The 17,872-nt window shown below is 48.2% G+C and carries 17 protein-coding genes and 1 tRNA gene; 11 read left to right on the top strand and 7 right to left on the bottom strand.

The genetic code is table 11. The annotated features are described in order from the left end of the window. Positions 1-30: 30 nt before the first annotated feature. The 5 genes from ICL55_RS25690 (at position 31) to ICL55_RS25670 (ending at position 5,027) form a co-directional block, all read left to right on the top strand. Positions 31-750 carry a response regulator transcription factor gene (locus ICL55_RS25690; RefSeq protein ID WP_188102869.1) on the top strand — a complete coding sequence of 240 codons (720 nt, stop codon included), beginning with the start codon at positions 31-33 and terminating at the stop codon, positions 748-750. Then, the gene (locus ICL55_RS25685) at positions 734-2,092 is read left to right on the top strand and encodes a sensor histidine kinase (RefSeq protein ID WP_188102867.1); all 1,359 of its coding nucleotides are present in this window, start codon (positions 734-736) and stop codon (positions 2,090-2,092) included. The genes ICL55_RS25690 and ICL55_RS25685 overlap by 17 nt, the downstream gene beginning before the upstream one ends. A 109-nt stretch (positions 2,093-2,201) precedes the next feature. Beyond that, entirely contained in the window at positions 2,202-2,690 is a 489-nt protein-coding gene (locus tag ICL55_RS25680; RefSeq protein ID WP_188102865.1) for a hypothetical protein, read from the top strand. 21 nt (positions 2,691-2,711) lie between these two features. Next, a complete protein-coding gene (locus ICL55_RS25675; RefSeq protein ID WP_188102863.1) occupies positions 2,712-3,629 on the top strand; it encodes a bestrophin family protein in 918 nt (305 codons plus the stop codon). 168 nt (positions 3,630-3,797) lie between these two features. Next, positions 3,798-5,027: an ROK family transcriptional regulator gene (locus tag ICL55_RS25670; RefSeq protein WP_188102861.1), complete on the top strand. Its 1,230-nt coding sequence runs from the start codon at positions 3,798-3,800 to the stop codon at positions 5,025-5,027. Between the two features lies 1 nt (position 5,028). Here the strand turns inward: ICL55_RS25670 and ICL55_RS25665 are convergent, their stop codons facing one another. Then, complete coding sequence (locus ICL55_RS25665; protein WP_188102859.1) at positions 5,029-5,925, bottom strand: DUF1266 domain-containing protein; 897 nt, start codon at positions 5,923-5,925, stop codon at positions 5,029-5,031. A 164-nt stretch (positions 5,926-6,089) separates the two neighbouring features. Between ICL55_RS25665 and ICL55_RS25660 the strand changes: the two genes are divergently transcribed. Next, complete coding sequence (locus ICL55_RS25660; RefSeq protein WP_188102856.1) at positions 6,090-6,335, top strand: hypothetical protein; 246 nt, start codon at positions 6,090-6,092, stop codon at positions 6,333-6,335. On the opposite strand, the gene ICL55_RS25655 is transcribed toward ICL55_RS25660, so the two are convergent. The 4 genes from ICL55_RS25655 to ICL55_RS25640 all read right to left on the bottom strand — a co-directional run bounded on the left by ICL55_RS25655 (position 6,336) and on the right by ICL55_RS25640 (position 12,638). Continuing rightward, complete coding sequence (locus tag ICL55_RS25655; protein ID WP_188102854.1) at positions 6,336-7,523, bottom strand: Ca2+-dependent phosphoinositide-specific phospholipase C; 1,188 nt, start codon at positions 7,521-7,523, stop codon at positions 6,336-6,338. A 20-nt stretch (positions 7,524-7,543) separates the two neighbouring features. Next, complete coding sequence (locus tag ICL55_RS25650) at positions 7,544-10,330, bottom strand: TonB-dependent receptor (RefSeq protein ID WP_188102852.1); 2,787 nt, start codon at positions 10,328-10,330, stop codon at positions 7,544-7,546. A 155-nt stretch (positions 10,331-10,485) separates the two neighbouring features. Continuing rightward, the gene (locus tag ICL55_RS25645; RefSeq protein WP_188102849.1) at positions 10,486-11,682 is read right to left on the bottom strand and encodes a helix-turn-helix domain-containing protein; all 1,197 of its coding nucleotides are present in this window, start codon (positions 11,680-11,682) and stop codon (positions 10,486-10,488) included. A 68-nt stretch (positions 11,683-11,750) separates the two neighbouring features. Beyond that, positions 11,751-12,638 (bottom strand): glutamate--tRNA ligase family protein, encoded by an 888-nt coding sequence (locus ICL55_RS25640; protein WP_343067882.1) that lies wholly within the window; start codon positions 12,636-12,638, stop codon positions 11,751-11,753. A gap of 183 nt (positions 12,639-12,821) precedes the next feature. Between ICL55_RS25640 and ICL55_RS25635 the strand changes: the two genes are divergently transcribed. The 3 genes from ICL55_RS25635 to ICL55_RS25625 all read left to right on the top strand — a co-directional run bounded on the left by ICL55_RS25635 (position 12,822) and on the right by ICL55_RS25625 (position 14,924). Then, a tRNA-Asp gene (locus tag ICL55_RS25635) sits at positions 12,822-12,895 on the top strand. 202 nt (positions 12,896-13,097) lie between these two features. Beyond that, the gene (locus tag ICL55_RS25630; protein ID WP_188102847.1) at positions 13,098-13,889 is read left to right on the top strand and encodes a helix-turn-helix domain-containing protein; all 792 of its coding nucleotides are present in this window, start codon (positions 13,098-13,100) and stop codon (positions 13,887-13,889) included. A gap of 66 nt (positions 13,890-13,955) precedes the next feature. Further along, a complete protein-coding gene (locus ICL55_RS25625) occupies positions 13,956-14,924 on the top strand; it encodes a nitrilase family protein (protein WP_188102844.1) in 969 nt (322 codons plus the stop codon). A 117-nt stretch (positions 14,925-15,041) separates the two neighbouring features. Here ICL55_RS25625 and ICL55_RS25620 read toward each other — a convergent pair whose 3' ends face one another. Then, positions 15,042-15,509, bottom strand: coding sequence for a hypothetical protein (locus ICL55_RS25620; RefSeq protein ID WP_188102841.1), 468 nt, complete (start codon positions 15,507-15,509; stop codon positions 15,042-15,044). Positions 15,510-15,623: 114 nt separating this feature from the next. On the opposite strand from ICL55_RS25620, the gene ICL55_RS25615 reads away from it, so the two are divergent. Both ICL55_RS25615 and ICL55_RS25610 read left to right on the top strand, forming a co-directional pair. Continuing rightward, positions 15,624-16,397 carry an AraC family transcriptional regulator gene (locus tag ICL55_RS25615; RefSeq protein WP_188102838.1) on the top strand — a complete coding sequence of 258 codons (774 nt, stop codon included), beginning with the start codon at positions 15,624-15,626 and terminating at the stop codon, positions 16,395-16,397. 34 nt (positions 16,398-16,431) lie between these two features. After that, entirely contained in the window at positions 16,432-17,106 is a 675-nt protein-coding gene (locus ICL55_RS25610; protein WP_188102836.1) for a hypothetical protein, read from the top strand. Between the two features lie 99 nt (positions 17,107-17,205). On the opposite strand, the gene ICL55_RS25605 is transcribed toward ICL55_RS25610, so the two are convergent. Then, positions 17,206-17,859, bottom strand: coding sequence for an NADPH-dependent F420 reductase (locus tag ICL55_RS25605; RefSeq protein ID WP_188102834.1), 654 nt, complete (start codon positions 17,857-17,859; stop codon positions 17,206-17,208). Positions 17,860-17,872 lie beyond the last annotated feature (13 nt).

The raw sequence follows: 17,872 nt of genomic DNA, 5'->3' as shown, positions 1-17,872 counted from the left end.
TTTAGTCGACATGCCCTATATTTGTCGTGTATGAAATTATTATTAGTAGAGGACGAACCGGCGGTAGTATCCGTGATCACGCGCGGTTTGGCGGAAGCAGGCTATGAAGTGAGCGTAGCGCCTGATGGCGCCAGCGGGTTGCGTATGGCGCTCGACAACCCCTCTTTCTTACTGATCATACTGGACGTGATGCTCCCCAACATGAACGGCATAGAGGTATGCCGCGCCCTGCGTGCTGCGCAGGTAGCCACGCCCATCCTCATGCTCACCGCGCTGGGCACCACCGAAAACATCGTGATGGGCCTCGACAGCGGCGCAGATGACTATCTGGTAAAGCCTTTCAAGCTGGCAGAACTGGAAGCCCGTATCCGCAGCCTGCTGCGACGGAAAAATAATATAGCCGCTCCCGTTACCGTCCCTGAACAACAGGGCGTGCTACAGGTAGGCGACCTGGAGCTGAATACCGACACTAAAGCGGCCAGCAGACAGGGTAAAACCATACAGCTCACCGCCACGGAATACCGCCTGCTGGAATACCTGATGAAAAATCCCCGCAAAGTATTATCCCGCATGGAAATACTGGAACAGGTGTGGGGCATCGACTTTAATATGAACACCAAAGTGGTGGACGTCTATATCAACTATCTCCGGAAAAAAATCAACAAAAACAATCTCCCTGAACTGATACAAACCGTAACAGGACTGGGTTATATGTTAAAGGAACAAACGGCGGATGAAAATACGCACTAAAATACTGCTCATCTTTGCCGGTCTCACCATCTCTACAATTATGGTGATGAGCGTTCTTGTGTATTATTTTGCCAACCAACATTCCTTCGAAGATTTTTATAAACGGCTCGAAATACGCGCCTACCTTACCGCCCGGGCCTCCCTCCCCTACTATGAGGCCGATTCCGTGATCTACAACGAGATACGGGACGAACACCTGGAAAAACTTCCCGCGGAAAAAGAATACCTGCTGCAGGTAACCGGTACCGACCATGTACAACAGGACAGTAGCCTGAAACTGCCTGTCAGCTTCTATCAGCAGGTACTGGCCAACAGTAAGGCCACCCACCGGGATGGCAACCGCTTCTATGAAGGGGTGTTGTATAAAAGCAAACAGGGACTGTATATCGTTATCGTATCGGCGATTAACCAGTACAGCAGCGAATACCTGGGATGGTTACGTAAAATCCTGCTGATCTGCTTTGTGGTATCGTCGGCCATCCTGATCACCGTGGGCATCTTCTTCTCCCGCTATATTTTCCGGCCTATCCGGGACATCATGCATCAGGTAAAGAGCATCAGCTCGCGCAACCTGCACCTGCGGCTCAATGCCAAAGACAGCCGCGACGAAATAGATGAACTGGCCACCACCTTCAACAATATGCTGGACCGGCTGGAGACCGCCTTTGAAACACAGAACAACTTCGTCAGCAATGCCTCCCATGAACTGAGCACCCCGCTGACCGCCATCATCGGGGAAGCAGAACTGGCCCTCAATAAAAACAGAACGCCCGAAAATTATATGGCCGCCCTGCGCAGCATCCTCAGCGAGGCAGGCCGGCTGGAACACATCACCAAAAGCCTGCTACACCTGGCACAGACCGGCTTCGACGGCAAAAAGCAGGACTGGGGCCTTGTACGCATGGACGAGCTGTTGTTTACCATCAAAAGCACCGTTGACAAAATTCACCCCGGCAACAAAGTGGAGATAGACTACAGCCTGTTCCCCGAAGAGGAAGAGAAACTGTCTGTCAACGGCAACGAACAACTGCTGGAACTGGCACTGAGCAATATTGTGATGAACGCCATCAAGTATTCCAACAACCAACCCGTTTCCATTGCGCTCGCCGCTACCGACCAGAAAGTGATCATCAATATAAAAGATCAGGGTATCGGTATTCCCCCCGCTGATATCCCATATATCTTCTCCCCCTTCTTCCGCGCCTCTAATACCGGCCTTTTTAAAGGCTACGGCATCGGATTGCCGCTGGCCATGAACATCATCCGGATGCATAAAGGCGATATCCTCGTAGAGAGCCATGTAAACGTGGGAACCGAGATCAGGGTTGAACTTCCACTGTAGCGTTCGCTATTCTTACCGTTTTCTTACCACATTCTTACCACCTTTTAACCCCCTTCTTACCGCTTCCTAACCGCAGGCTGGTAGTTTTGTGATCATAAAAGCAACAGCTATGAAAAATATACTCATTCCGACCGACTTCTCCATACGTTCACTGGGATATGTGCACAGCGTTGTAGCACACTACCCCAACGAGTCTGTAAATATCATTTTTATGCACGCCCTGCATATGCCTGATTCATTGTTTGACTTTATTACGTATACCCGTAACAGTAGGCATATCGAATTGATCACCGCCGATTTTAAAGATGGTTGTGAGATCATCCGTAATAAATATGCTTCTTCTGTCAACAAACTGAAAGTGGAATTCTTCCACGGCAATACCAGAGTGGCATTCCGCAATTTCTGCCTGGCACAGAACATCGATGTGATTTTACAGCCTACGGACAACGATTTTGTTTGCCCATCGAAGAGAAGTTACAATCCGACGAAGCTGATTGCTGCTTCCAAATATCCTTTAATCAAAACAACATTGACCGGCTCTACCCGGAAGATAATCGCCAAATCAACGATCTCCGCATTGTTGATGGCTACAGAATAAACCGCTAAAAAACAGGGTGCTATGTTACTAAAGAAAAATATCCCCTTAAAATATGTATTCGGTAAAATTAAATACGAGATGCTGCTGGTAGCGGTGTATACCATGGTCATCAGCACACTTTATTACCGATTTGATTTGACATTCATCGTTATCCCGATAGCCGTACCCATGGTATTAGGCACCGTGTTATCGCTGCTGCTGGCCTTCCGTTCCAACCAGGCATATGACCGCTGGTGGGAAGCCCGGAGCATATGGGGCGCTATCGTTAACGATTCCCGTTCCCTGACAAGACAGGTCTTAAGTTTGATGGATGCAACGTATCAATCAGAAGAACTGCAGCATTTTCAGGAACGGTTTGTAAAGCGGCAGGCAGCCTGGTGTTACAGTCTTGGCCAGACATTAAGAAAAACGGATCCGGTAAAAGGGTTGGACAGGTTAATAACAAGAAGGGAGTTAAACCACTTGATGAAGTATGATAATGTACCGGCTGCCTTGTTGCTTTTACATGGTAAAGACCTGAAAGAAGCGCTGAACAATGGCTGGATCAACCAGTACCAGCAGGTAAGCATAGACCAGACCTTATCACGCCTGTGTGATTCCATGGGTAAATGCGAAAGGATCAAAAACACGGTATTCCCGGCTACTTACAGCCTGTATACCCACTTCACCCTGATCTTTTTTATCCTGTTGTTGCCTTTTGCCCTGATAGATGTGTTGGGCTTTATGGAGATACCATTGGTGATCGCCATCGCCTCTTCTTTCCTGCTGATAGAAAAGATGGGCATCAACTTACAGGACCCATTTGAAAATAAACCGACAGATACGCCGGTAACTACCATTGCCCGCAATATTGAAAAAGATCTGCGGCAGATGTTACAGGAACAATACGAACCACAGGAGGAAGTATTGGAAACAGAAAGAAGGTATTATGTACTATAGACAATCCGCTCATGTGTCAGTTAACGTCTAAGACAAGGACGATAATTTTATAGCGTTATGAGTTCCCCCGGTCTACACCGGGGGTTTTTCTTGTCTGGTAGCCAGATGGAGCAAATGGGGGAAATTGATTATCTTGGTATCATCTATCAAATCCTTTATCAACCATACATGGCAAGAAATAACTCATTTCTCAGTGATCTGTATAACGAGGAGATAACCGGCGTTGCTTATAAAAACCTGCAGCTGAAGAAAAGTATCCTGTCGTGGTTTGCCAACCAGGGCAATACCACCATCGCTGACCTTAGCAAAGTGTTGAATGTAAGTTCGCCTAAGATCGCAGAGCTGATCAATGAGCTGATGGAAGCCGGACTGGTAAAGGATTATGGCAAAACGGAATCTACCGTTGGCCGCCGGCCCAACCTGTATGGGCTGGAATCCAATTCCCTCTTCTTTCTGGGAGTGGAAGTAAAAAACAATCATATTAACATCGGCCTGCTCAATTTTCAGAAGGAACTGGTCAAATTCCAGGAAAAGATCCCCTATGAGCTGAGCAACACGGCCGCCTCCCTGGATGAGCTTTGCCGGCTGATCAACCAGTTCATCAAAGAGCTGAAAGGCATTTCCAAAAAAATTTCCAGTATCTGCATCAACCTGTCGGGCCGTATCAACTACCGCACCGGCTACAGCTACAGCTACTTTTATTTTAATGAAGAACCCCTCACCCGTATCATAGAAGGTAAACTGGGCATCAAAACCTATGTGGAAAACGACTCCCGCTCTATGGCCTATGGCGAGTTCTGCAACGGAGTGGTGAAAAACGAGAAGAACGTGATTTTCATCAATGCCGATTACGGTATAGCCCTTGGCGTTATGATCAACGGGGAATTGTATTACGGTAAGTCCGGTTTTGCCGGGGAGTTTGGCCATATTCCCTTTTTTGAGAACGAGATCCTCTGCCATTGTGGTAAAAAAGGCTGCCTCGAAACTGAAACGTCCGGTCAGGCCCTGGTGCGGCAGTTTAAACAACGGATCGCTGAAGGCGCCACTTCCGGCATCACCAAAAAAGTACCGGTAAAGGATATCACACTGGAAGACATTCTGGACGCCGCCAACCACGACGATACGCTGGCCATAGAACTGATTGCCGCTATCGGAGAGAAACTGGGCAAGGGTATTGCCATTCTGATCAACCTGTATAATCCGGAGCTGATTATTTTAGGCGGGGCTTTGTCGGCCACGGGAGAAACGATTTTCCTCCCGCTGAGAAGCGCTATTAATAAATATTCCCTGAGCCTGGTGAACAACGACACGCAGTACAAGCTGTCCAAACTGGGCAGCAGGGCCGGCGTTATTGGCGCCTCCCTGCTGGCCCGTAATAAGTTGTTTGATATGTTATAGGCTATGCCTTCCACGGCAGCACCACCCAGGGGCTGTCCGGTGTCTGCAACAGATAATTCATATTGTTCTGCAACGCCTGGAAGCTGTCTTCCTCCACGCCGTTCCATACGCAGCGGGCAAACTGATAGGACAGGGACAGGTGTTTCCAGGAGCTATAGGTACGCCGTATCACCGGCACGCAGGACATGATCTGCTCTATGGCCGCTTCATACCCGATGTGGCCCGCGTCAAATCCTGCTCTGGAGAGATTGATGATACGGGCAAAATCCCATATCAGCATATCCGGCTGCAACTTGTCGTGGATAAGTTGTTTGCTGCGGAACAGCTCCAGCGCATCGCGGGTATTACGCAGGCGCTCCATCACCACCGCTTCTTCCAGCTCGTTGGCCGCGATATACTCCCGCAGAAAGGCTTTGCTTTCCTTCATGGATACGCTGTTGATCGCCTGAAGGATGATGTCATAGTCAATCCGGTGGCCGCTTTCACGGAGCCAGGCGAACATGTCGTACAATTCCTCCGGGCTATCGATGTCCCACCATTCGGAAAGTAACTGTCGGCAGTCCTGCTTAGAGATGCCTGTTGTAATGTCGTTAAGGTATTGGCCATTGAGGAAAGCCAGATCGGCCCCGCAAGCGACGGCCCATTGTTGCTCCTGGGTTAATAGGCTGGTTTTATTCAGCAAAACGGCTTCTGGCTCCCGGCTAAGCGCTTCTTCATCAGCATCGTCGCCGGTGAAAAACTGATTAAACTGTTTGATATTTTCAGCAAACGGTAATAATTGGTCCGTCGTGTTCATCGACTGTTCCATCTGCTGGCGGTACAGGTTAATCATCTCATTGCTCAGACCCAGATCCTTCAATTGCTGCCAGTACAGTTCCATATACTGCTGGGAATTCATGGGAAATGGTTTTTGGGTATGGTTTGGTTTGGTTGTATTCGTATTCTGATACAAGATAGGCATTCCCGTTATTATAACCAAAAAACCATCTTGTGAGGCAACCTTACCTTATTATTTGACTACCAACCACTTGAGTCGATATAACACAAAATAACCATATCCTTATGCCCCTTACCTGCAAGGAATTACAGGGAAGATCCCCGAAAGGACGTCCTTCCTGGCCAATAATACCATGGCTATCACTTTCGCCGGCGCCAGGGTCGACCGTCGCTTTTGATAATATAGGCATCTCCGTTATACTCGTTGCATCGGGCAAACTTACAGCGCTGCCTATTGCGAATTATTCCCCCAAAAAAAACAACAGCATCACCGCTGAAGAAGTGATGCTGCTGCATAGAAACAAACCCTGATTACTTCGCAGTATTCACGGGATTAGGTCTTGCCTCCCCGCCACCCGGCAGGGTTACAAAATAGGGTGTACCATAACTATTTCCCGGACGGAAAAAGTCGGTGGAGATAATCTGCGCGCCACTTTTAAACGCTGCCTCGGCGCGGGTATGATCATTTACTTTCGCCTCGTACGTTTCAATATCAGAACGGGTCCTGATCAGAAAACCCTGTTGCGCGGCCTGCTGTATCTCCTGCTGGCGCACGATGGCGTTGTCCAACAGCAAGAACGCGGCATAGCTGTCCTGTGGCGCCGACTGCATGAACATCACCCGGCCTTCGAGGTTAGGCCTGTTTTTAGCATAGTCAGACACCAGGTTCATGCCCGCAGTAGACGGCAGCAACAGGAAAATGAATTTACCGCTGGCAGCTTTTACGGTTGGCCAGTTTTTAGCCAGCACGGCATCACGCAGCGTAGGATATTTACCATGTACATCATCCGGCGTGATGAGTTTGTCCCTGCCCAGCTGAGCAATCACTTCCTGGTCCAGCGCATCAAAGGCCTTCTCATCGAAAGGCAGCACCACCGCGGAGCCGGGGAATAACGGAATGCCTTTGTCTTTCGCTTCAATCATCACATAGATAGGGAAGTGACCCGGATGTGCGTCAGACCAGGAACGCATGGCCGACAACGCGGCTTTAAACGTGGTATAGTGGGTACGGAAATCAATATCCGCCATGTGCAACACTTTGAAACCCGGTTTGTCCAGGTCTTTGGTATCAAAAGGCGCCAGGTTGGTCACCCCTTTCTGACGCAGTATCCGATAAGTGGCTGGATCATTAAAACGGTTACCGGTAGGATCGTTATACACATCTATCTCGATGCTTCTTATACCCGCGTCCAGCTGCACGTCAAACGGAGGATGGTTGTAACGTAGTCCTTCACCCAACTTCATTGAATTAGGATGAAACTCCTGAAAAGATGCCAGCTGTTCCTTCGACATGCTCTTCATAAAGGTCTGGCCCACCTTTTCAATAATAGGATCTACCAAAGCCAGTACCGCAGAATCCACAGGGCGGGCGTAGCTGTTGTGCGTGCCCAGTACCTGTACCTGATTTATCTTAAGTGTGTCCAGCGACTGTGCCCCGCAAATAGTGGTAGCACAGGCCATCAGCATTGTTCCCAACGCACGGGTGATAGTTGTCTGCATCGTCAATTGATTTTTTGTTGTTAGAAAATTTTCACGCTCACGCCCAGCTGTCCACGGAGAGCATACCATTCGGCCTGCTCCACCCGATCAAAAGTGCCGTGATAGTAGCGCACCGGCGCATTGGTAATATTGTTCAGCTCCAGGAATGTCCGGATCTTTGGCGTGATAGCATAGGACGCGGAAAAGTCGACCGTAAAATTCTCCGCATACCAGCGGTAGTGGTCGGGGCCGGCAGCCTGACGGATCACGTCCAGGTATTTGCCTTTGTAGTTACCAGCGATTCTGGCCATGAACTTCCCGTATTCATACAGCAGCGAAGCGTTGAAGATATGTTTGGCCTGTTTAGGAATCACGCTGTTGTCTTCGATCTTCTCGTTATTCACAAAGCGGGGGATTTTTACTCTGGAATCGGTATAGGTATAGTTTACATCTACCCCCAATCCTTTCCATAAGCCCGGCAAGCCGGTGAATCTTTTTACAAAACCAGCCTCAAAGCCTGCCAGCCAGGCCCCTTGCAGGTTCTGTGGCTCGCTTACCGTATACTGTATGCCGTTGATGTTTTCGGAAGATTGATTGGTATATACCAGATCCGTAAGTTTTTTGTAGAAAGCACCCACATTGACCATACCGATACCGCCGAAATAATGCTCGGCCATCAGGTCGAAATTATTGGCGAACGTAGGTCTCAGGCCGGCATTGCCCCGGGTGATCAGTTTATTGGCGTCATCCTGTGTGGTACCGGGATTCAGATTATTGAAATCCGCCCGGGCGAAGCTGCGGGTATACGCTATACGGAGTATATCCTTGTCCGTTACATTGTATTTCATGTGCAGCATGGGCAGAAAAGCATTGTAACTATTGTCCTGCGTGATAGCCGTCACCTGCTTGCCATTTACTTTGCTGCCGTTAAATGTTACTTTATTGTACTCGTTGCGGATACCGCCGGTCAGCGTGATTTTTTCGGAGACCTTATATTCTCCCATCACGTAAAGCGCATATACGTTTTCCACACCACTGAAGTATTTGGTAGCGCCAGACGCATTGGTAGCGGAATCCACCTGGAAAGGATACAGCTTATACTGTTGGATACCTTCCGGTGTTACGAGCGATCTCAGGTTTCCCAGCGCCATCTGATCGATGACCACATTGTTATAGGGAGAATGGATTTCCGACAGGAAACCGCCGTTGTAAGGGAATGGCTCGGTGCCGAGGCTGGCCATGGAAGGCGCCGCCCCCTGCATACCCGCCAGGTATATATTATAAGGAGACTGCACCACCTTGTCTTTATGGATGAACTTACCACCGAACTTCAGCATCAGTTTTTCCGACGGGGTGTATTTTAAATTGAAGCTGAAACGTTTGTTCTCTTCCCAGTTGGTGGCGCGCAGCATAATCACCTGCGACAGCTTCATGGCATCGGCAGTAATGGGCGTGTTGACCGATATATGTGGTAATACGGCGTCTATCACGTCTCCTTTTCCATCAGGAGCATCCATGGCCAGGTATTTTTTACCGTCAGCAGCCAGTCCCTCGTAGGTGACCGCCTGCTGGAAAGTGGCCATGGGATAGTATCCCGGGTCTTTAAAGCGGAATTTCGATTTATCCATGCCCGCTGCCCAGTCCAGCGTCAGTTTTCCGGAGAGGACCGACTGACCGCTCAATTCTCCCGAATACAGGTCCGTGAAGTAATTAGAGGCTCTGTCGGTGATGGTGGCGTTTTTATTGTTGAAATAGAAATAGGTTTCGCGTACGTTCTGTCCGTCGAGGAAAGAACTGTAGATGCCTCTGAACTGTATCTTGTGCCGGTCGTTGAATTTGTATTCCAGGCCGGCGTTGAGACCGATGGTTTTGCGGTGGGCAATATAATCACGCAGTTGCAGGTCGGTAATGGAATAGGACTGTTTTACGTTAGGATTGGCGAAATCGTAGTTCATGTTATAACGGTCCTGGGCGGAGGTACGGTCCCAAATGACGCCTGATAATACAAAGCCCAGTTTGCCTTTCAGCAGGCGATCGCCATAAACGATGGACGCATTATAGGAACCTTTGCGGGCCTGGTCGCCATATCCGCCGGCTGCATTGACGCGCAGCATCCTTGACTGCGGCGCCGCTTTGGTGATGAAGTTGATAGACCCGCCGATGGCATCGCCTTCCATATCCGGCGTGATGGCTTTGGACAACTGTACATATTCTATCAGCTCCGATGGGAAGATATCCATCTGAATGCGGCGGTCGGTGTAATCCAGGCTGGCCGTAGGCAGGCGGTTCCCATTCAGCAGGGTGGCGCTCCACTGGATAGGCGTACCGCGTACAGACACATACCGTCCTTCGCCCTGATCGCGCTCGATGGAAACACCCTGGATGCGTTGTACCGCTTCCGCCGCATTACGGTCCGGCAGCTTACCGATAGCATCTGCCGCCAGCACCTCCATAATTCCCGGCGCATTCTTTTTGATGCTGATGGCCCGTATCTGTGAACCGGCAGAAGCGCCTTTCACCACTACTTCTCCCAGTACATCGTTGGCAGGTTCCATCATAATGGCGCCCAGTTGGTTTAATCCCGGTTTAACATCGACCTCCAGTGTTTTAACGGCAAACCCCACATAGTTGATCTTCAGTGTCACTTTCCCTGTTTTCCGGAGGGTGATGTTAAAAACCCCCGAAAGATCTGTTTGTGTTCCGGAACCATCGATGACAATGGTGGCCGAAGGCAAGGGACCTTCTTTGGATAAAATACTTCCCCTGATCTGCTGTGCCGTACAGAAAACAGGCAGGAGTAAAATCAATAATAAAAGCCGGCTGCTCATGGCGAAAAATATTTTTCCGCAAAGTTGAGCAGGAGGTCAGCAGAAGTCGTCCTTCTAGATAAAGACGTACGATTTTATCGATCGGGACAAACAAAGACTATTATTATCAATTTAAAATCAATTAGTTATAAAATATTACGGAATTGTTAAGCTGATCATGTCAGGGCGCCATTCACCGTACTTTGCGCGGTTATTACCACCGTATTTTTACTTTTCATATAGGCGGAAGGGGTAGTACCGGTCACTTTTTTGAAGTACTGATTAAACGATGACTTGGAATGGAAACCAGCTTCAAACGCCAGAGAAAGGATGTTGGGGATTTCTTTGTCCTGCCGGTGTTTGTCTAACAGCTTCACCACTTCCCGGATCCTGTATTCGTTGATGAACTGATAAAAAGACTGTCCGAGGTACTGATTCAGCGCCTCTGAAAGATGATGCCGGGATATTTCCATGACAGCGGCCAGTTTATCCAGCGTCAGTTCAGGGTCTTTATAAAGTGCTTTCTCGTACATCCATTGTTTCACCTGAGCGGCGATGGCAGCTTGTTGCGGGGCAGAGAGCACAGATTTCCGCGGGAGCGAGGAGGTATCCGGCATTCCCCCTTCTTCTAATGGCTCTTCTGTCACAGCAGCCACAGGAGGGGCGTTTTCCAGCAGCGGCAGTGAAGTGCCGGTATCCATCAAAAATAAAATTCTCACCCGGCCAATCGCCAGGCAGATACTCAACAGTGAGATGTAGGTAATGATTCTACCCCAGAGGTGGGTATCAATAATAAACCGGGAAGCCGGGGACAGGGTATTATTGACCGTCAGCAGGCAGCTAAAAAGCGTGGTGGCCAGAAACATGATCGCCATAAAACGGACCAGCTGTTTTTCCGACTGCCAGAAAGCCGGGATCCGTCGGGCCTCCCACAGCGATAGTATGGCATACAACGGATAAGATACCAATGCTATGTACCCCACCGTCTGGTTATAATAAATGATGGCGGGCGGTGTTTTACCATTGTGGGCAATGATATAACCGGCAATCGCAAAATACACGATCGCAGCGCCTATCGCCGGCAGGAAATGGAGGTAGTTGCTCCGCCGGGCCTGCTGGCATCTTCCGGAGAGGTGGGTAGTATACATCCACAACACCGGCGCATACATCAACGTGATAAATGTGTAATACTGTTTGTGGATTTCCGCATGGGGGAACAACGTATGCAGCATAAAACCTGCGCCCAGATGGACAAACACCAACATTAAAAACCAGCTCAATATATTATCGGAAGATCTTTTCTTATGGCTGATAACGAAGATGCTGAATACAACCAATGCCTGAAAAGCTCCCAGTAAAATAATATACTTCATAACACCCCTGTTTAATGATTTCGGGTGTGAAGCTACATAACCACTATTAAGAAATCATTACCAATGGTTCAATATTGTGTTGGCACCGGCTGCCGCAACACCGGGTAATGATCCAGCAACAGGCCGCCCAGCGTTTGCCAGTCCGCCGCGTGTTCCCGGATGCCAAGCATACCGGCAATGGCAGCAAAGACGTCAGCTTTTGTTTTGCCTTGCTGTCGGAGGTAACGTACAGCAGTAGCACCTTCCGACTTGGAGAGTTTTTTATCGGGCGTCTCCATCAGGAGGGTATGATGATAAAAGGTAGTATCCCCGAAGCAGTCCATCCCTGCCAGTTGGGCCAGGTATAACTGTGCCAGCGTGGAATCCCAGAGGTCTTCTCCTCTGACGATCAGGTCTACCCCGAAATAATCGTCGTCTATTACTGATGCCAGCTGGTAGGCAGCATGGCCATCTTTTTTCCTCACCACAAAATACCGCTGTTCAGCTGGCAGCGTGGCCGATAGCACCCCCTTGGCCGTACGCATGTCCAGGGATAATGGCGTGGCCGTGTTGATGCGCCAGCAAACATCAGGAGCGTCCCATGGCAGTTGGCGGTGAAGGCAATGACCATCATACACGCCGCCGGTGTGTTGTAACCGCGACCGGCTACAGTCGCAGGCAAAAAGTTTATCTCCTGCCTTCAACGCTTCCAGTGCCTGCTGATAGAGCGCTTCACGATGCAGCTGCGACCATTCCCGCTTCAGGTCTTCCGGCGTACGGGGCCCTTCCTCCCAGGGTATTTCCAGGAAATGCAGCGTATCGAAGATATCCTGCACATATTCCGGTCTTACCCGCTGCTGGTCCATATCGTCTATCCTGAGGAGAATGGAAGCACCACAACGGCGTGCCAGCGTGGCCGTCAGCACAAAAGAAAACACGTTGCCCAGATGCAGAAAGCCGCTGGGCGTGGGCGCGATACGGGTTTTACGATGCGCCGGATAGTCGTGACGGTGCAGTATCTTTTCTATGTGGAACCTGTTTTCACAAAAATAGTATTCTTTGCCCTTGCTCTCTTAAAATGATATGCGTAAAAAAAATCTTGCCGATTTGTTGGAAAATAAAAAAAGAAATCTTTACCTTCGCACTCCCTTAGGGGAAGAGGATTGGTAGTTCAGTCGGTTAGAATGCCGCCCTGTCACGGCGGAGGTCGCGGGTTCGAGTCCCGTCCAGTCCGCAAGCTTTAAAGCCTTCAAATCGAAAGATTTGGAGGCTTTTTAGTTTCGAGAATTTTCTTACTGGCCCCTTCTTTATTCCGTAGATTACCTGTCAATTATTTCCAGGGGTCGGGACGTCCTTGTTTTCCTCTTTTTCATTGCCTTGATATTAAATACCCTACCTTTAAGTTGCGGGGACAAAGATTTTCCCTGTGTTTGCCCATGCAAGTATCTCCTTCCTCAGATCTATCTGGCTTTATCAGGCATTATCTTTTCCTCAACATAGCAGGAAATCATAGCCGAAAGCTCCGTTTGTTTTCGGACGGCAGCAGCGGAATCGTACTTGCCTCTCATCAAACGCTGTTTCTTGATGCTTTGCCCCTTCCCGCTGCCTTTTGTTACGGACAGATAACGGAATACAAAGAAATATGCTGTCAAGGCGATGCCCGGTTGATTATTATTGTCTTTCATCCCCATGGCCTCTATCGCCTCCTCAACGTTCCTGCCAGCGAGTTAAACGATAAAATCATTTCTCTTTCCGACATTTTCGCCGGCGTTGGTCAGGCTTTGGAAAGTGCGGTAGCGGCTACCGATAGTTTAAGTGTAAAATTAGAGCATATTGAGTTTTATTTTCGGAAGATGCTCAGCACCCATCATTTCATGGGAGACCCTTTAGTCAATACCGCCCTGGATTTGATCCACAGGCACAAAGGAGTGCTTACCATTCAGCAGCTGACCGATAGCATCGGTTGTCACTCCCGACAGCTTGAGCGTAAATTCAACACCGCCATTGGACTCAGCCCCAAACATTTTTGTAACATCGTGCGCACCCTCAGCTTCGTCAAATCTTTGCAAAACGCCGCACCCAAACCCAACCTCACCCACTGCGCCTACGATAGTGGATACTATGATCAGGCTCATCTGATCCGGGAATTCAGGAAGATTACAGGACTCACGCCGTCTCAGTATTACAAACATTCCGAACCGTTGGCGGTAAATCTCCTCCGGCTGTGATGCTAAAAAAAAGGAGCTGTCGCGTTTGTACAATTTTTTCCAAATGACGATGTGCAATTTTGCCATATGGAAAAACTTATCATGGCGACCGCTCAATTTGAACACCGCAGCGGAGACAAAGCCTACAATCTTGACACGATCGAACGCATGACTGCAAATGCATCCGCACAGGGCGCAAAGGTCATCGCCTTCCATGAATGTTCTATCACGGGATATACATTTGCAAGCAAGCTTTCCAAAGAACAAATGCTTGACCTGGCAGAGCTGATCCCGGAAGGCCCCTCCATCAGAAAGCTGGCAGCTATTGCTGCAACTTATGATGTTGTAATCCTTGCCGGTCTCTTTGAAAAAGATGAACAACAGCGCCTCTATAAGGCCTATGTATGCGTGGATAAAAATGGGCTCGTTGCTAAATTCAGAAAACTACACCCTTTTATTAACCCCCATATCAGTCCCGGGAATGAGTACTGTATTTTCGACCTCTTTGGCTGGAAATGCGGGATTTTGATCTGTTATGATAATAATATCATCGAGCACGTCAGGGCAACGCGGTTGTTGGGCGCCGAAATCATTTTCATGCCACATGCCACCATGTGTACTCCCTCACCTCGTCCAGGCGCGGGTTTTGTGGATCTCCGGCTATGGGAAAATAAAGAGAATGACCCTACTTCTTTGCGGCTGGAATTTGAAGGAATGAAAGGGCGCGACTGGTTAATGAAATGGCTACCGGCAAGGGCCTATGATAATGCCATCTATTGCATCTTTTCTAACCCCATTGGCGTAGATCACGATCAACTCAGGAACGGCCGATCTATGATAATCGATCCTTTTGGAGATATTCTGGCAGAATGTACCGAACTTGGCGATCAATTGGTCACAGCCACACTCACGCGCGAAAAACTACGGATGGCCGGAGGATATCGTTATATTCAGGCCCGCCGTCCTGAACTCTATCGGGACATCATTGGACAGGAGCATCAGTCGGAACAGAAAGTCGCATGGATGTCCGATGCGCCTCCTTCGTCTCAAATATAAGAAAGTGTAACCTTCTCCTCTCAAGCTTTAAAGCCTTTAAATCTTTCGATTTAAAGGCTTTTTAGTTAGTTAAAAGAAATTTGTTTTCCCCCTTCCGGGTACCTCAGCGCATCCTGACTATTTAGTTGTATAAAGCATACGAAACCTTCGCTCAAACATAAACACCTTTCCTCTTTTACGATAGTCCCTTATCGCTTCAATAAGCCATTTCGAGTAATAGGAGAAACCTGCATCATTGTTTTGGGAAAACAGCTCAAAGGTTTCACCATGCCAGTCTATTACTGTATAGGAGTAATATCCATCTACTTTTCCCGTTCCCCACAGGAGACTGTCTTTGGTCCGATACATGGGGTATCCGGTGCTTTCTGCAATGTGTTGTTTATATTTATCATCGTTCCAGTTGTAGTCGCCGTCGTAAGATCTAAAATACATATGCATCTGAAAAACCTCCTTTCCATTGGAGTATCTGTCATCGCTTCCCGTTAAATTATCCGCTTTTATTAACTTAAAACCTTTAGGAAAAACCGCTTGCCCCAAAGCAGACATCGTGCAGAGCAGGACCAGAAAAGTAAACATGTATCTCATAGGTTGACAAGAATTAGTTACGCAATATATAACTCAAATTGGATTTTGATGATCCTATTTAGCAGCATTGATGTAACTTTATCAGGGCACCCTCCAAACATAAACCTACATGGGATGAAACAGCCGCTATTATTTTTTTCTACCGGGTATTTTATCTATATAGGCCATGCTGTTGACACGGTTATTCATGAGCATCATGCTTTACAGATTGCCATCAGCTTTGAGGATAAAATAGAGATCATCACCGCGGATGCGGTGATGAAACAGCAGGCGGTTATCATCGACTCTGATGAGCCTCATGAGTGCAGGACCTACAACAACACTTTTCTGCTGATCAATATCGACCCGGAATGTAGAACAGGGCGAGGCCTTAAGAAGAGTTGCCTCGCCGGTAAAAAGGTGGTGCCGCTCCCGGAAGCGGTTGTGGAAGAATTATTGGAGGGGATCAAGCCGCTGCTGTCGGATACCACAACTGCCGACCGCATTTTTAATATTACGCTCCGGTTTCTCCGGGAACTGTCGCATACAGGCGAACAGGAGGATATGGACGACCGGATTGTCAAAGTGCTGGAAGTCCTTAAACAGCCGGAACCTATACCGCTAAAGATCAAAGATTTAGCAGCAATAACCTATCTTTCTCCCAGTCGGCTTATCCACTTATTTACGACACAGGTCGGTATTCCTATCAGGAAATATATGCTGTGGGTGAGGCTATTAGCAGCCCTGCAGTACATCCTTAACGCCAGGGACATCACGGATGCGGCCCTGGAAGCAGGTTTCTCCGACGCTCCGCACTTCAACCGGACGTTCAAACGAATGTTCGGGATAGCCCCTTCGTTTTTATTGAAGAATAGCCAGATCATACAAGCCTACGTAAAGCAACAGTAGGATCTTTGCCTAAAAAAGATCCAAACTTTATTTTATGTATGCTATTAACCATGCTGCAACAGCTTTGCTGTTAAGAAAAAAAGAATCAACACTCCCTCTGCTTCCGCTGTTGATCTCCGTGCAATTGGTGGAAATATTATGGGTACTTTTTAATTACCTGGGCTGGGAGCATTTTTCCATTTCCGGCGGCGCAGTTCATCTCGACTTCCTGCCTTATTCACATTCAATTTTTTCAGGAGTGGTGGCCGCGGCGCTTTCATTTTGTGTGATCAGCCGGGGTTATCACAACAGGAAGCTCGCCGTAGCCTTTGCTATCGGCGTTATGTCGCATGTCTTCATTGACCTGGTCTTCCATGAAAAAGATATTCAGTTGTCGCCGTTTTCCACCACGCCGGTTTTCGGATTGGGCATTATCGATCACCCTTTTCTGAATTTCGCCGTTGAATTTGCCTATGGCCTGTTTTGTTGGTGGTATTTTAAAGGGGGCAAGGCATTACTTTGGGTCATCATCGTGTTCAATGTAATAGATCTGCCGATCATGTTAGCACATGGTGATGCACTGACTCCTTTTATGCATTATCCATTTCTGTTGCCATCGGTCATCTTATTTCAGATACTGATTACCTGGTATTTCGTATACCGTTACGCCACTTCGAAAGGCGGGCAGCAACCGGTGAATAAGTTTAAATTGAATCCTCATCACAGATAACATCATTGCTATAGCATGAAAAAGAGTCAAACTAAAAAGGAAACACCGCTCCATGAACGGTGTTTCCTTTTTTAATTTTCATATTGCTTTATTGCATAACTACCGCACTATTTTAAATGCCACATGTCCGTTCTTTGTTGCCATAAACACGCTCAACCAAACCGGCAGCATCATTTCTGTGGACCGGGCATGTTCAATATTGCCCATGTCAATAATATCGTTCCATCCGAACTGGTGTAAAATTTCAGTTACAGCGGCCTTGGCTTCCCCATTATTCCCCGCCAGCAGCATAGTAGCCTCGCCTCCGCATTTGCCGGCGTCTACCATTACCTCGCAGTTCACGATGTTCAGTGTTTTTACTACCTGGGTATCAGGCAAAAAATGTTGAATGGCCTCTCCCAATGAATTCGTATTACATAATTCGGGAATAAGCACCGGACGCTGACCGGGGGCGAATTGAAGCGGATTGCTCACATCTATCAGTATCTTATTACGAAGATGCTCAATACCCGCCAGCTTCATCACCTCCAGTGATATTTCACCCAGCGTGCAATTGAAAATGATATCACCAAAGGCAGCAGCAGACGCGAAGGTGCCGGCGCTGGCATTATCGCCGTTTTCTTTTGCCCAGGCAACAGCTTTTTCGTTATCGGCCGTTCTTGACCCTATCATTACTTTATATCCCAGCCGGATGAGCTTTGTGGCGATGGTATTACCCACCATGCCCGTTCCGAGCACTCCTATATTTTTCATATATCCCATTGAT

Origin of the sequence: Chitinophaga varians (assembly GCF_014529945.1) — a bacterium.
GTDB lineage: Bacteria > Bacteroidota > Bacteroidia > Chitinophagales > Chitinophagaceae > Chitinophaga > Chitinophaga varians.
This window is presented reverse-complemented; position numbering and strand designations above follow the sequence as displayed.

Coding starts and splice junctions, on each gene's coding strand:
- ICL55_RS25630 (WP_188102847.1), top strand. CDS start 13,098: ATGCAAGTATCTCCTTCCTCAGATCTATCTGGCTTTATCAGGCATTAT.
- ICL55_RS25690 (WP_188102869.1), top strand. CDS start 31: ATGAAATTATTATTAGTAGAGGACGAACCGGCGGTAGTATCCGTGATC.
- ICL55_RS25610 (WP_188102836.1), top strand. CDS start 16,432: ATGTATGCTATTAACCATGCTGCAACAGCTTTGCTGTTAAGAAAAAAA.
- ICL55_RS25675 (WP_188102863.1), top strand. CDS start 2,712: ATGTTACTAAAGAAAAATATCCCCTTAAAATATGTATTCGGTAAAATT.
- ICL55_RS25620 (WP_188102841.1), bottom strand. CDS start 15,509: ATGAGATACATGTTTACTTTTCTGGTCCTGCTCTGCACGATGTCTGCT.
- ICL55_RS25665 (WP_188102859.1), bottom strand. CDS start 5,925: ATGAATTCCCAGCAGTATATGGAACTGTACTGGCAGCAATTGAAGGAT.
- ICL55_RS25670 (WP_188102861.1), top strand. CDS start 3,798: ATGGCAAGAAATAACTCATTTCTCAGTGATCTGTATAACGAGGAGATA.
- ICL55_RS25660 (WP_188102856.1), top strand. CDS start 6,090: ATGCCCCTTACCTGCAAGGAATTACAGGGAAGATCCCCGAAAGGACGT.
- ICL55_RS25645 (WP_188102849.1), bottom strand. CDS start 11,682: ATGAAGTATATTATTTTACTGGGAGCTTTTCAGGCATTGGTTGTATTC.
- ICL55_RS25650 (WP_188102852.1), bottom strand. CDS start 10,330: ATGAGCAGCCGGCTTTTATTATTGATTTTACTCCTGCCTGTTTTCTGT.
- ICL55_RS25685 (WP_188102867.1), top strand. CDS start 734: ATGAAAATACGCACTAAAATACTGCTCATCTTTGCCGGTCTCACCATC.
- ICL55_RS25615 (WP_188102838.1), top strand. CDS start 15,624: ATGAAACAGCCGCTATTATTTTTTTCTACCGGGTATTTTATCTATATA.
- ICL55_RS25655 (WP_188102854.1), bottom strand. CDS start 7,523: ATGCAGACAACTATCACCCGTGCGTTGGGAACAATGCTGATGGCCTGT.
- ICL55_RS25625 (WP_188102844.1), top strand. CDS start 13,956: ATGGAAAAACTTATCATGGCGACCGCTCAATTTGAACACCGCAGCGGA.
- ICL55_RS25680 (WP_188102865.1), top strand. CDS start 2,202: ATGAAAAATATACTCATTCCGACCGACTTCTCCATACGTTCACTGGGA.
- ICL55_RS25605 (WP_188102834.1), bottom strand. CDS start 17,859: ATGAAAAATATAGGAGTGCTCGGAACGGGCATGGTGGGTAATACCATC.